Consider the following 11,956-nt stretch of genomic DNA (forward strand, 5'->3'; position numbering starts at 1 on the left):
CCCCGCTGCCGCGCACGGCCACCTTGCCGAGGTGGCTGACGTCGAAGACGCCGACCCCCTCGCGCACCGCGGTGTGCTCCTTGACGACACCGGTCGGGTACTCCAGCGGCATCTCCCAGCCGCCGAACTCCGCGAGCTTGGCGCCGGCCGCGACGTGCCGTTCGTGCAGCGGCGAGTGGGACAGTGCGGGAGGGCTCGCGTCGGGCATGGCGGCGAATCTACCCCCGCGCTGTGTCTATCCTGCCGCGGTGACGACGTACGCGCTCCGGACCGCCAGTCCCGCCAAGACCCGCGCCGAGGCGGTGGTGGTCGGCGTGCTCGCCGGTGAGGACCGGGCGCCGCGCGGCTGGCCGAAGGAGGCGAGCCCGTGGCCGACGCCTACGGCCGCCGGCTCGCGCCGCTGCTCGCCACCGTCGGGATGACCGGCAAGCCCGGCGAGGTCGTCAAGGTCCCCACCGCGGGGACCATCGGCTCGCCGCTCCTGGTCCTCGTCGGGCTCGGCAGCGACCCCGATGCCCTCGCCGTCCGGCGGGCCGCCGGCGCCGCCGCCCGGGCGGTCACCAACGCGGCGACGGTCGCGCTGGCACTGCCCGCCACCACGCCCGAGCTGGTGCGGGCCGTGCTCGAGGGCTACCGGCTGGGCGGCTACACCTACTCCCGCTACAAGAGCAACGGGTCCGACACCGCACCCGCCGAGATCGTCGTCCTCTCGCCCGTCGCCCGGCGCAAGGGAGACCGCCGCCGCGTTCGACGAGGCTCAGCTCGTCGTCGACGCCGTGGTCGCCGCCCGCGACTGGGTCAACACCCCCGCCCGCGGACCTGACGCCGCCGGTCCTCGCCGACGAGGTCGTCGCAGCAGCGAAGAAGGTCCGCGGGGTGAAGGTGACGGTCCACGACGAGGCCCGGCTCACGGAGCTGGGCTGCGGGGGGATCCTCGCGGTCGGCGCCGGGTCGGCGGCCGCGCCGCGGCTCGTGGAGCTCGAGTACCGGCCCCGCGGCGCCACCACCCACGTCGCGCTCGTCGGCAAGGGCATCACCTTCGACTCCGGCGGGCTCACCATCAAGCCTGCGACGAGCATGCCGACGATGAAGGAGGACATGGCCGGCGCGGCGGCGGTCGTCCAGGCCGTGCTCGCCGTCGCCCGGCTGGGCCTGCCGGTGCGGGTCACCGGCGTGGCCGCCCTGGCCGAGAACATGGTCGGGGGCGCGTCGATGCGGCCCGGTGACGTGATCACGACGTACGGCGGCACGACGGTCGAGATCTCCAACACCGACGCCGAGGGGCGGCTGGTGCTCGCCGACGCGCTCGGCCGGGCGGTCGAGCGCGAGCCGGACCTGGTCGTCGACGTCGCGACGCTCACGGCCCACATGGTGCTTCGCCCTCGGCGAGCGGATCTGCGGCGTGATGGGCGACGACGCCGTGGTCGAGCAGGTGCTCGCCGCGGCGCGGGCGGCCGGCGAGGAGGCGTGGCCGATGCCGATCCCGGAGCACATGGAGGAGCGGATCCGCAGCTCGAAGATCGCCGACCTCTCCCAGCACGACTGGATCCGCTGGGGCGGCGGCCTGTTCGCGGCCGCGTTCCTCCGCTCCTTCACCGGCGGTCTGCCGTGGGCGCACCTCGACATCGCCGGGCCGGCGTTCAACAAGGGCGGCCCGACCGGCCACTGGACGTCGGGCGGCACCGGCTTCGGTGTCGCGACCCTGGTCGAGCTGGTGCGGTCGCTGGCGCCGCCGGCGGGCTGAGCCGGTCGCGCTGGTCGCGCCGGGGCTCGCTACTCCGCCAGCGGCGGCCGCGCCTGCTTCTGCGCCTTGCGCACCCGCGCGTTGTAGTCGCGCATCCGCTGCGGGATCCCCACCACCGCGGCGTCGTAGGACGGCACCTGGTGGCGGTTGCAGAAGTCGTGCGCCCAGGAGACGCCCGGCACCCGACGGCGCGTCCACTCGCCGTCGTGCGCGACCAGCAGGAGCGTCACCTCGCTGACGGCCGTGCGCGGCTCGACGAACCCCTCCACCCCACGGCGGGCGGCCACCCACTCGCGCAGGTGCTGCTCGTCGACCTTGTCGGCCGCGCGCACGCGCGTCGACCCGGTGCGCGCCGCGTCCTTCGCCGGCCCGCTCATCCTCGGTCCGCGCCGGAACCGGTCCCACAACGCCATGGCACCAGTGTGCCCGATCCGCTCCGTCCCGGCCGGACGTCGCGCCGGACGCGACCGGTTTGGCCGAGGTCGTTGTGCCGCGCATCCAGGAGGGTGCAAGGATGGTCCGCGCACTCGTGGACAGGGAAGGAGCAGCGGTGGCCGAGGCGGACGACGGCGAGGTCGACGTACTCATCCTCGGTGCGGGGTCCGGCGGTTACGCCTGTGCCCTCCGCGCCGCGCAGCTCGGCCTGACGGTCGCGATCGTCGAGCAGGCCAAGCTCGGCGGCACCTGCCTCCACGTCGGCTGCATCCCCACCAAGGCGCTGCTCCACGCCGCCGAGGTCGCCGACGCCGCCCGCGAGGCCGACACCTTCGGTGTGCTCGCCAAGCTCGACGGCGTCGACGCCGCGGGCGTCCGGTCCTACGCCGACGGCGTGGTCAACCGGCTGTTCAAGGGACTGACGGGCCTGGTGCGGAGCCGGGGCATCCGGGTCGTCGAGGGCACCGGCCGGCTGACCGGTCCGCGTGAGGTGACCGTGACGGGCGCCGACGGCAGCACCGTCGTCACCGGCCGCAACGTCGTGCTCGCGACCGGCTCCGCCCCCCGCGCCCTGCCCGGCATCGACGTCGACGGCACGCGGGTCGTGACCTCCGACGACGCGCTCCGCCTCGACCGGGTGCCCGGATCGGTGGTGGTCCTCGGCGGCGGCGTGATCGGGTGCGAGTTCGCCAGCGTGTGGCGCAGCTTCGGCGCCGAGGTGACGGTCGTGGAGGCGCTGCCGCGGCTGCTGCCGCCGGAGGACGCCGCGTCCTCGGCCGCGCTGGAGCGCGCGTTCCGCAAGCGCGGGATCACCGTCCGCACCGGCACGTCCGTCGAACGGGTCGAGACCGGCGCCGACGCCACCGTGGGCGTCACCGTCACGCTCTCCGACGGCACGGTGCTGACCGCCGACCTGCTCCTGGTCGCCGTCGGCCGGGTCCCGCGCACCGAGGGCCTCGGCTACGAGGAGCAGGGCGTGACCCTCGAGCGCGGCCACGTCGTGGTCGACGACCACTGCCGCACCGCCGTCGACGGGATCTGGGCCGTCGGCGACATCACGCCGGGCCTCCAGCTCGCGCACCGCGGCTTCCAGCAGGGCATCCACGTGGCCGAGCAGGTCGCGGGGCTCGACCCGCGTCCGATCGACGAGCGCGGCATCCCGCGCGTCACCTACTCCCGGCCCGAGGTCGCCTCCGTCGGACTGACCGAGGAGCAGGCCAAGGAGCAGCACGGCGACGACGCCGTGACGACGCTGACCTACGACCTCGCCGGCAACGGACGCAGCCAGATCCTGCGCACCCAGGGCTTCGTCAAGCTGGTGCGCCAGGTCGACGGACCGGTGCTCGGGGTGCACCTGGTCGGCGAGCGCGTCGGTGAGCTCATCGGCGAGGCGCAGCTGGTCTACGGCTGGGAGGCCCACCCCGAGGACGTCGCCCCCCTCGTCCACGCGCACCCGACGCAGAACGAGGCTCTCGGCGAGGCGTTCCTCGCCCTCGCCGGCAAACCGCTCCACACCCACAGCTGACCGATCAGCAGCCACGCACGACCAGATCCAGCCCGACCCAGCCAGACCCAGCCAGACCCAACAGCGAAGACGAGGAATCCATGGCCACCGAAGTCAACCTCCCGGCACTCGGCGAATCCGTCACCGAAGGCACCGTCACCCGCTGGCTCAAGCAGGTCGGCGACCAGGTCGCGGTGGACGAGCCGCTGCTCGAGGTCTCCACCGACAAGGTCGACACCGAGATCCCCTCCCCCGTCGCCGGCACCCTCCTCGAGATCAAGGCCAACGAGGACGACACGGTCGAGGTCGGCGCGGTGCTCGCGATCGTCGGCGCCGAGGACGAGGCCTCCTCCGACTCCGGCTCGGGCGGTGGGTCCGACCAGTCGGACCAGCAGGACCAGCAGGACCAGCAGGGAGGAGCAGGCTCCCCAGCAGGAGGAGCCCAGCCCGCAGGAGCAGCAGCCGGCGCCGGCCGAGCAGCCGTCGGCACCCGAGCCGCCGCAGGACGACGCCCCCGTCCGGTGACCCGTCCGGTGACCAGTCGGGCGGCCAGTCCGGTGGGGACGGCACGCCGGTGACCCTGCCCGCGCTCGGCGAGTCGGTGACCGAGGGCACCGTGACCCGGTGGCTGAAGCAGGTCGGTGACGAGGTGGCCGTCGACGAGCCGCTGCTCGAGGTCTCCACCGACAAGGTCGACACCGAGATCCCGTCGCCGGTCGCCGGCACCCTGCTCGAGATCAAGGCCAGCGAGGACGAGACGGTCGAGGTCGGCGCCGAGTTGGCGATCATCGGCTCCGGCAGCCCGGCGCCCCAGCAGCAGGAGCAGGCCCCCGAGCCCCAGCAGGAGCAGGCGCCCCAGCAGGAGCAGCAGGAGCCGGCTCCCGCTCCGCAGCAGCAGGAGGAGCAGAAGCCGGCGCCCCAGCAGCAGCAGGCTCCGGCGCCGCGCCAGGAGGACAAGCAGGAGCAGCCGTCGGCGCCGAGCGGCGACGGCCCCGGCTACGTGACGCCGCTGGTGCGCAAGCTCGCCGCCCAGCACGACGTCGACCTGTCGAGCGTGCAGGGCTCCGGCGTCGGCGGCCGGATCCGCAAGCAGGACGTGCTCGACGCGGCCGCGAAGAAGTCGCAGCCCGCGCCGGCGGCTGCCGCCGCCCCCCGCGGCCTCGTCGTCCTCGTCGGACGCGCCCGCACCGGCGCGGCCGTCGCCGCTGCGCGGACGCACCGAGAAAGTCAGCCGGCTGCGCAAGATCATCGCGGAGCGGATGGTGGAGTCGCTCCACGTCTCCGCCCAGCTTACGCAGGTCGTGGAGGTCGACGTCACCAACATCGCGCGACTGCGCGAGAGCGTGAAGCAGGACTTCGTGGCCCGCGAGGGCGTGAAGCTGTCCTACCTGCCGTTCTTCGCGAAGGCGGCGATCGACGCGCTCAAGGAGCACCCGGCGCTCAACGCGACGCTCGACATCGACGCAGGCACGGTCACCTACCACGACCAGGAGCACCTCGCGATCGCGGTCGACACGGAGAAGGGCCTGATCACCCCGGTGGTGAAGGGAGCCGGCGACCTGTCGATCTCCGGCCTCGCCAAGAAGATCGCCGACATCGCCCAGCGCACCCGCACCAACAAGATCGGCCCCGACGAGCTCTCCGGCGGCACCTTCACGATCACGAACCTGGGCAGCGTCGGCGCCCTCTGGGACACGCCGATCATCAACCAGCCGCAGGTCGCGATCCTCGGGCCGGGCGCGGTCGTGAAGCGCCCGGTCGTCATCGACGACCCGCAGCTCGGCGAGACGATCGCGGTGCGGCACATGGTCTACCTGGCGTTGACCTACGACCACCGGCTGGTCGACGGCGCCGACGCCGGCCGGTTCCTCCAGGACGTCAAGAAGCGCCTCGAGGCCGGCAAGTTCGAGGTCTGAGCGACACCGAACCCCACGGCGACGACACGAACGCCGGGTGCCTCGCGCGGGGCACCCGGCGTTCGTCGTACCGCGGTCCGGCCGCGTCAGAAGTCCTCGTCGAACCCGACGGCGCCGGTGACGCCCACCTGGTAGGCCGAGACCCGCCGCTCGAAGAAGTTCGACAGCTCCTGCACGTCCTGCAGCTCCATGAACGACAGCGGGTTCGCTGTACCGTAGATCGGCTCGAGCCCGAGGCGCTGCATCCGGCGGTCGGCGACGTGCTCGAGGTAGGCGCGCATGTCGGCGGTCGAGAGCCCGGCGACGCCCCCCGCCGAGGAGGTCCTCTGCGAACTGCGCCTCCGCGTCGACGCCCTCGACGAGCATCTGCCGCACCTGCGCGGCCAGCTCGTCGTCGAACAGCTCCGGCTCCTCCTGGCGGACGGTGTCGACGACGTCGAACGCGAACGCCATGTGCATCGACTCGTCGCGGAACACCCAATTGGTGCCGGAGGCGAGCCCGTTGAGCAGCCCTCGCGAGCGGAGGAAGTAGACGTAGGCGAAGGCGCCGTAGAAGAAGAGCCCCTCGATGACCGCGGCGAAGCAGATCAGGTTCAGCAGGAACGCCCGCCGGTCCTCGCGCGTCTCCAATCGGTCGAGGGCGAAGACCGAGTCGATCCACCGGAAGCAGAAGTCGGCCTTGTGCTTGATCGACGGAATGTTGTCGACGGCGGCGAACGCGTCGTGCCGCTCCGCCTCGTCGGGCACGTAGGTGTCGAGGAGGGTCAGGTAGAACTGCACGTGCACCGCCTCCTCGAAGAGCTGCCGCGAGAGGTAGAGGCGCCCCTCCGGGCAGTTCACGTGCTGGTAGAGGTTGAGCACCAGGTTGTTGGCCACGATGGTGTCGCCGGTCGCGAAGAACGCGACCAGCCGTGACACAAGGTGCCGCTCGGCGTCGGTCAGCCGGTCGAGGTCGGCGAGGTCGGAGTGCAGGTCGACCTCCTCGACGGTCCAGGTGTTCTTGATCGCATCGCGGTACCGGTCGTAGAAGTGCGGGTACCGCATCGGGCGAAGCGTGAGGTTCATCCCGGGGTCGAGCAGCATCCGGGTCTCGGAGTGGTCGGTGGCGGTCGTGGGGGTCTCGGTCGTGGAGCGCTGGGTCGTCACTGGCAGGCCTCGCAGGTCTCGGGGTTCTCCAGGGAGCAGGCGACTGCCGCCTGGTCGGTCGGGGTGGTGCTCACGGTGGTCGGCGTGGCGACGGAGACGGTCGCCTGCTGGATCCGGGTGGCGGGACGGGAGCGCAGGTAGTAGGTCGTCTTCAACCCCGCGCGCCAGGCGTAGCGGTACATCGAGGAGAGCTTCCCGATCGTCGGGCCGGCCATGAAGAGGTTCAGCGACTGGCTCTGGTCGACGTACGGGCGCGCGCCGCGGCGAGGTCGATCAAGGCCCGTTGCGGTAGCTCCCAGGCGGTGCGGAAGAGAGTCCGTACGTCGTCGGGCAGGTCGGTCACGCCCTGCACCGACCCCCTCCGCGCGCTTGACCGCCTCGCGGACCTCGGGCGTCCACAGCCCGCGCTGCTTGAGCTCACGGACCAGGGCAGTGTTGACCTGGAGGAACTCACCGGAGAGCGTCTCGCGCTTGAACAGGTTCGACACCTGCGGCTCGATGCACTCGTAGCAGCCGGCGATCGACGCGATGGTCGCCGTCGGCGCGATGGCCACCAGCAGCGCGTTGCGCAGCCCGTGCTCGGCGATCCGCTCGCGTAGCGACGCCCACCGCTCGGTCTGGGTGGGGCTGACACTCCACAGGTCGGGCTGCAGCTGCCCTGCGGCGGCCCGGGTCTCCGGGAACGCCGGGTGCGGGCCGTGCTCGGTCGCGAGGTCGCAGGACACCTCGAGCGCGGTGAGGTAGACCTCCTCCGAGATCCTGGTCGAGAGCTCCCCGCGCCTCCGCGGAATCGAACGGCAGCCCGAGGGCGAAGAACACGTCCTGCAGGCCCATCAGCCCGAGTCCGACCGGCCGCCACCGCGGGTTGGACCGGGCGGCCTCCTCGCTCGGGTAGTAGTTGATGTCGACCACCCGGTCGAGCAGGGGCACGGCGGCGCGCACGGTCTCCCGGAGCCGGTCCCAATCGACGCCGTCGGCGGTGAGGTGGCGCGCGAGGTTGACCGAGCCGAGGTTGCAGACAGCGGTCTCCTCCTCGGAGGTGACCTCGAGGATCTCGGTGCACAGGTTGGAGAGGTGCACGACCGGTCCACCGTCGTCGCGGGTCTGGTTGCAGGTGCGGTTGGCCGCGTCCTTGAAGGTCATCCAGCCGTTGCCGGTCTGGGCGAGCGTGCGCATCATCCGGCCGTAGAGGTCGCGGGCCCGGACGGTGCGGACGACGCGACCCTCGGCCTCCGCCCGGCGGTAGGCGACGTCGAACGCGTCTCCCCACAGGTCGGGCAGCTCCGGCGCCTGGTCCGGGTCGATCAGCGACCACTCCTCGTCGGCCTCCACGCGGCGCATGAACTCGTCGGGCACCCAGTTGGCCAGGTTGAGGTTGTGGGTCCGGCGGGCGTCCTCGCCGGTGTTGTCCCGCAGCTCGAGGAACTCCTCGACGTCGGGGTGCCACGGCTCGAGGTAGACGCACGCTGCCCCCTTGCGTCGGCCGCCTTGGTTGACCGCGGCCACCGACGCGTCGAGCGTCCGCAGGAACGGCACGATCCCGTTGGAACGGCCGTTGGTGCCGCGGATCAGCGCGCCCCGGGAGCGCACGCGCGAGAAGGCGAGCCCGATCCCGCCGGCGAACTTCGACAGCCGCGCCACCTGGTGGTAGCGGCTGTAGATCGAGTCGAGCTCGTCGCGCGGCGAGTCGAGCAGGTAGCACGACGACAGCTGCGTGTGCCGGGTCCCGGAGTTGAACAGTGTCGGGCTGCTCGGCAGGTACGCGAGCGATGACATCAGCCGGTAGAACCCGATCGCCTCTGCCGGGGAGGTCGCGAGGCCGCAGGCGACCCGCAGCAGGAAGTACTGCGGTGTCTCCAGGACGAGCCGGGTCGCGGGGTGCCGGAGCAGGTAGCGGTCGTAGACCGTGCGCAACCCGAAGTACTCGAACCGCCGGTCGCCGTCGGGATCGACCGCGAAGTCGAGCTTGCGCGCGTTGTCCTTCACGAACCGGGCGGTCTCTTCGCCGATCAGCCCCTCGGCGTGACCGAGCGCGACTGCCTGGCTGAACGAGGCGACGCCCTGGTTGCGCACCTCCTTGTCGACGTAGGCCGCCAGGAGCCGGGCGGCGAGCCGGGAGTACTCCGGTTCCTCCCCGATCATCTCCGCGGCGGTCTGGATCGACAGCCGGTCGAGCTCGGCGGTGGTCGCGCCGTCGTAGAGCCCGCTGATCGTGCGGGTCGCGACCCGCATCGGGTCGACGTCCGGAAGGTCGTCGGCGACCCGGTCGACGGCACGCACGATCTTGGCGACGTCGACGGGCTCGGTGTCCCCGTTGCGCTTGCGCACGCGCATCGGGGCGCGCTGTGGTGTTGCGGTGACCGTCACTTCTCTCTCCTCGCGAGATCGGTCCTGACGGTCCGGGACGCGAGGGCGACGGTCGCGGGCAGCCACGGTCGCGCAGCTCCCACCAGCCGTCGGCCTTCCCTCGAGGCCTCGGACCACCATGCCCGGCGGGCATGGCGCGCTGGCAGGTCTTCGGACTCGCGGGCTCGCCGCGGTCGGGCAGACGCCTGACCGCGACCCCTACTGACCGTCGCTTCCCAGGACGCCGGCTTGCGTCCCAGTGCTCTTGACGGAGGTCGTTCCCACTCACCGCTGCGGGGCAGTCCCGGACTCGCACCGGGTTCCCTCTTGCCTCGATCGCCCCTGTCAGAGCACTCGAACCAGCTGCACACGCCACCATATGTGGGGACCAGGGCCCGTCCGGGGACGACATGTTGTGCCGGCGTGTCGGAAGCAGGAGACGAGACGGATCCCTTCCGCGGCGTGGCAAGGTACAGGCATGACGCCCCCTCCACGTCGTGATGGCGGGCAGTTCCGGGTTCCTCGGCAGCCACCTGCGCACCGAGCTCGAGCGGCGGGGCCACCGGGTGACCGCCCTGGTCCGCCGTCCCGCGCGGTCCGCGTCCGAGTCGACGTGGGACCCCGACGCCGACCAGGTCGACGCCGACCTGGTGGCGTCGGCCGACGTGGTCGTCAACCTCGCCGGCTCCCCGACGCTGGGCAACCCGTGGTCGCGGCGCTGGGCGCACCGGCTGCGGGAGAGCCGGCTGCGCACGACGGGCCTGCTGGCGGAGACGATCGCCGCCGCCGCTCGCTCGGGCACGCCGCCCGCGTTCGTGGCGGGCAACGGGGTCGGGTGGTACGGCGACCACGGCGCCGCGGTGCTCACCGAGGACGCCGACACCCGCGGGCACGCCTTCATGACGGCGGTGTGCCGGGAGTGGCAGGCGGCTACCTCCCCGCGGCCGGCGCCGGCGCCCGGGTCGCGGTCCTGCGCACCGCGCCGGTGATGGACCGCACCAGTCCGCCGCTCAAGCAGCAGCTGCTGCAGTTCCGGTTGGGCCTCGGCGGCCGGCTCGGCACCGGACGGCAGTACATGCCGATGATCTCGCTGCGCGACTGGGTCGGCGCGGCGGCGTACGTCGTCGAGCACCCGGCGGCCTCCGGGCCGGTCAACCTGTGCTGCGTCGAGACCCCGACCAACGCCGACTACACCGCCGCGCTGGCGGCCGAGGTCGGCCGGCCGGCGATCGTGCACGCACCCCGCCCGGCGGTGCGGGCGGCCGGGCGGCTCACCTCCGAGCTGCTGGGCTCGATGCGCACCCGGCCGGAGAAGCTGCTCACTCTCGGCTACGAGTTCCACGACCCCGACGTCGCCTCGGTCGTCCGCGCGGGCGCCGCCGGCGAGCGCTGAACCGGGTCGGCCCAGGTCAGCCGCGCACGTCGCGCACCGACGCGAGCACCCAGCGGTCCGTCGTACGCCGGAAGTCCAGCCGGCGGGTGCTTACCCGGTCGCGGGGCAGCCGGAGGCCCGCTCCGACCGTGGCGGTCGCGAGCCGGTCGGTGACGAGGAGGACCAGCCGGTCCGCGCTCTCGACCCGGGTGCGGGCGGCCAGCAACTGCATCCGCATCGCGCGGACCCGCAGGCCGCGGTCCGACCACCTCCGCAGCATCGCGACGTCGTGGTCGCCGGCCACCGAGCCCGGCAGGTAGAGCCGCCGCAGCGCGTCGACGTCGCCGCGCGCCCAGGCGGCCGCCCGGGCCCGGTCCCAGGAGTGCAGCACGGCCACCGCGGCCGGTGGCGCCTGCGGCCCCGACGCCTCCACCCGCGGCGCGACGGCGACCGGCCGCTCCCCCGGCACCCGGTCGCCGCCGCACCCCCGCACCGTGCCGGCCGCCACCACGACCGCGACGAGCAGCGCCACCGGCCCGCGGAGCCGGGCCCGTGGCCGGTGCGAGTGGCGGCCGGGCACGGGTCCGTCCTACCCCGGTCGGCCGGTCGGCGCACCTGCCTCTCCACAGGCCGCGGCGCCGCCCGGGGGTAGGCTCGCGATCGTGAGCGAGCTGCAGTTCCGGGAAGCCGGTCTGGGTGACGACGCGGTCGACTACCTCGAGGCCTGGGAGCTCCAGCGCCGCGTGCACGCCGAGGTGGTCGACGGCACCCGCCCGGGCACCGTGCTCCTCCTGGAGCACCCGCCGGTCTTCACGGCCGGCAAGCGGACGGAGCCGCACGAGCGCCCCACCGACCCGGGCGGCGCGGCCGTCGTCGACGTCGACCGCGGCGGCAAGATCACCTTCCACGGCCCCGGGCAGCTGGTGGGCTACCCGATCGTCGGGCTGCCCGACCACGTGAAGGTCGTCGACTACGTCCGCCGCGTCGAGGAGGCGTTGATCGGCGTGTGCCGCGACCTCGGCGTGGCGACCGCCCGCGTGCCGGGGCGCAGCGGCGTCTGGATGCGCGCCGACGAGCGGGGGCCGGAGCGCAAGATCGCCGCCCTCGGGATCCGGGTGAGCCGCCGGGTCACCATGCACGGATTCTCGCTCAACTGCGACGTCGACCTCGGCTGGTACGACCGGTTCGTCCCCTGCGGCATCGACGACGCAGGGGTCACGAGCCTCTCCCGCGAGCTCGGGCGCGAGGTGACCGTCGCGGAGGTGCTGCCCTCCGTGCGTCACCACCTGGCCGACCTGCTCGCCTGGCAGCCCTACGAGCCGACCCCCGACTACGAGCCGCGGCCTGAGCCGGGGCGGGTCCCCCGCGTGCCGGTGCTCACGCCGGGCCGGTAGGGACGACCGGCTCCCGAGCCCGTCGGCGTGTCCTGCGCCGCCGCTCCGTCCGGTGTGGTCGGATCGTCCGGCCGTCGACGTACGACGGCGTGACGGGGG

The 11,956-nt window shown here is 73.2% G+C and carries 12 protein-coding genes, 4 pseudogenes and 1 riboswitch; of the genes and pseudogenes, 10 read left to right on the forward strand and 6 right to left on the reverse strand.

What is annotated here, in order from left to right:
• Window positions 1–13: 13 nt before the first annotated feature.
• Window positions 14–208, reverse strand: a pseudogene (locus MF408_RS27515) (glycine cleavage system protein T); the annotation flags it as partial.
• A 159-nt stretch (window positions 209–367) separates the two neighbouring features.
• Here MF408_RS27515 and MF408_RS23820 point away from each other — a divergent pair.
• The 3 genes and pseudogenes from MF408_RS23820 (at window position 368) to MF408_RS26295 (ending at window position 1,744) form a co-directional block, all read left to right on the forward strand.
• Complete coding sequence (locus tag MF408_RS23820; protein WP_240252161.1) at window positions 368–823, forward strand: M17 family peptidase N-terminal domain-containing protein; 456 nt, start codon at window positions 368–370, stop codon at window positions 821–823.
• Window positions 820–1,314: pseudogene (locus MF408_RS26290) on the forward strand (leucyl aminopeptidase); the annotation flags it as partial. The gene MF408_RS23820 and the pseudogene MF408_RS26290, both read left to right, overlap by 4 nt.
• A 91-nt stretch (window positions 1,315–1,405) precedes the next feature.
• Window positions 1,406–1,744 carry a hypothetical protein gene (locus MF408_RS26295; RefSeq protein WP_275693530.1) on the forward strand — a complete coding sequence of 113 codons (339 nt, stop codon included), beginning with the start codon at window positions 1,406–1,408 and terminating at the stop codon, window positions 1,742–1,744.
• Window positions 1,745–1,773: 29 nt separating this feature from the next.
• On the opposite strand, the gene MF408_RS23830 is transcribed toward MF408_RS26295, so the two are convergent.
• Complete coding sequence (locus tag MF408_RS23830) at window positions 1,774–2,157, reverse strand: hypothetical protein (RefSeq protein WP_240249644.1); 384 nt, start codon at window positions 2,155–2,157, stop codon at window positions 1,774–1,776.
• Between the two features lie 137 nt (window positions 2,158–2,294).
• On the opposite strand from MF408_RS23830, the gene lpdA reads away from it, so the two are divergent.
• From lpdA to sucB, 3 genes and pseudogenes are all read left to right on the forward strand, one after another.
• Complete coding sequence (gene lpdA / locus MF408_RS23835; RefSeq protein WP_240249645.1) at window positions 2,295–3,704, forward strand: dihydrolipoyl dehydrogenase; 1,410 nt, start codon at window positions 2,295–2,297, stop codon at window positions 3,702–3,704.
• An 80-nt stretch (window positions 3,705–3,784) separates the two neighbouring features.
• On the forward strand, window positions 3,785–4,261 hold the full coding sequence (locus tag MF408_RS23840; RefSeq protein ID WP_240249646.1) for a biotin/lipoyl-containing protein: 477 nt from the start codon (window positions 3,785–3,787) through the stop codon (window positions 4,259–4,261).
• Window positions 4,258–5,599: pseudogene (gene sucB, locus MF408_RS27520) on the forward strand (2-oxoglutarate dehydrogenase, E2 component, dihydrolipoamide succinyltransferase). The gene MF408_RS23840 and the pseudogene sucB overlap by 4 nt, the downstream one beginning before the upstream one ends.
• Before the next feature lie 86 nt (window positions 5,600–5,685).
• On the opposite strand, the gene MF408_RS23855 reads toward sucB, so the two are convergent.
• Window positions 5,686–5,880: a hypothetical protein gene (locus MF408_RS23855; RefSeq protein WP_240249648.1), complete on the reverse strand. Its 195-nt coding sequence runs from the start codon at window positions 5,878–5,880 to the stop codon at window positions 5,686–5,688.
• Here MF408_RS23855 and MF408_RS23860 point away from each other — a divergent pair.
• The gene (locus MF408_RS23860; protein ID WP_240249649.1) at window positions 5,879–6,514 is read left to right on the forward strand and encodes a hypothetical protein; all 636 of its coding nucleotides are present in this window, start codon (window positions 5,879–5,881) and stop codon (window positions 6,512–6,514) included. The two genes, MF408_RS23855 and MF408_RS23860, sit on opposite strands and share 2 nt — an antisense overlap.
• A gap of 227 nt (window positions 6,515–6,741) precedes the next feature.
• On the opposite strand, the gene MF408_RS23865 is transcribed toward MF408_RS23860, so the two are convergent.
• On the reverse strand, window positions 6,742–7,470 hold the full coding sequence (locus MF408_RS23865; protein ID WP_240249650.1) for a hypothetical protein: 729 nt from the start codon (window positions 7,468–7,470) through the stop codon (window positions 6,742–6,744).
• A gap of 58 nt (window positions 7,471–7,528) precedes the next feature.
• A pseudogene (locus MF408_RS23870) lies at window positions 7,529–9,232 on the reverse strand (ribonucleoside-diphosphate reductase subunit alpha); the annotation flags it as partial.
• Window positions 9,233–9,235: 3 nt separating this feature from the next.
• Window positions 9,236–9,470: riboswitch (cobalamin riboswitch) on the reverse strand.
• Between the two features lie 121 nt (window positions 9,471–9,591).
• Between MF408_RS23870 and MF408_RS23875 the strand changes: the two are divergent.
• Both MF408_RS23875 and MF408_RS23880 read left to right on the forward strand, forming a co-directional pair.
• On the forward strand, window positions 9,592–10,080 hold the full coding sequence (locus MF408_RS23875; RefSeq protein WP_240249651.1) for an NAD-dependent epimerase/dehydratase family protein: 489 nt from the start codon (window positions 9,592–9,594) through the stop codon (window positions 10,078–10,080).
• Window positions 10,080–10,484: a DUF1731 domain-containing protein gene (locus tag MF408_RS23880; RefSeq protein WP_240249652.1), complete on the forward strand. Its 405-nt coding sequence runs from the start codon at window positions 10,080–10,082 to the stop codon at window positions 10,482–10,484. Before MF408_RS23875 ends, MF408_RS23880 begins: the two co-directional genes overlap by 1 nt.
• A 16-nt stretch (window positions 10,485–10,500) precedes the next feature.
• Here the strand turns inward: MF408_RS23880 and MF408_RS23885 are convergent, their stop codons facing one another.
• On the reverse strand, window positions 10,501–11,043 hold the full coding sequence (locus MF408_RS23885) for a hypothetical protein (protein WP_240249653.1): 543 nt from the start codon (window positions 11,041–11,043) through the stop codon (window positions 10,501–10,503).
• Between the two features lie 82 nt (window positions 11,044–11,125).
• Here MF408_RS23885 and lipB point away from each other — a divergent pair, with 82 nt between their 5' ends.
• Window positions 11,126–11,857, forward strand: coding sequence for a lipoyl(octanoyl) transferase LipB (gene lipB / locus MF408_RS23890; protein ID WP_240249654.1), 732 nt, complete (start codon window positions 11,126–11,128; stop codon window positions 11,855–11,857).
• Window positions 11,858–11,956: the final 99 nt, after the last annotated feature.

Origin of the sequence: Nocardioides sp. TF02-7 (assembly GCF_022437945.1) — a bacterium.
Classification (GTDB): Bacteria; Actinomycetota; Actinomycetes; order Propionibacteriales; family Nocardioidaceae; genus Nocardioides.

Excerpts from the sequence above, each read along its gene's own strand:
- MF408_RS26295 (WP_275693530.1), top strand. The coding sequence starts at position 1,406 with ATGGGCGACGACGCCGTGGTCGAGCAGGTGCTCGCCGCGGCGCGGGCG.
- MF408_RS23830 (WP_240249644.1), bottom strand. The coding sequence starts at position 2,157 with ATGGCGTTGTGGGACCGGTTCCGGCGCGGACCGAGGATGAGCGGGCCG.
- MF408_RS23840 (WP_240249646.1), top strand. The coding sequence starts at position 3,785 with ATGGCCACCGAAGTCAACCTCCCGGCACTCGGCGAATCCGTCACCGAA.
- MF408_RS23860 (WP_240249649.1), top strand. The coding sequence starts at position 5,879 with ATGTCGGCGGTCGAGAGCCCGGCGACGCCCCCCGCCGAGGAGGTCCTC.
- MF408_RS23855 (WP_240249648.1), bottom strand. The coding sequence starts at position 5,880 with ATGCGCGCCTACCTCGAGCACGTCGCCGACCGCCGGATGCAGCGCCTC.
- MF408_RS23875 (WP_240249651.1), top strand. The coding sequence starts at position 9,592 with ATGGCGGGCAGTTCCGGGTTCCTCGGCAGCCACCTGCGCACCGAGCTC.
- MF408_RS23880 (WP_240249652.1), top strand. The coding sequence starts at position 10,080 with ATGGACCGCACCAGTCCGCCGCTCAAGCAGCAGCTGCTGCAGTTCCGG.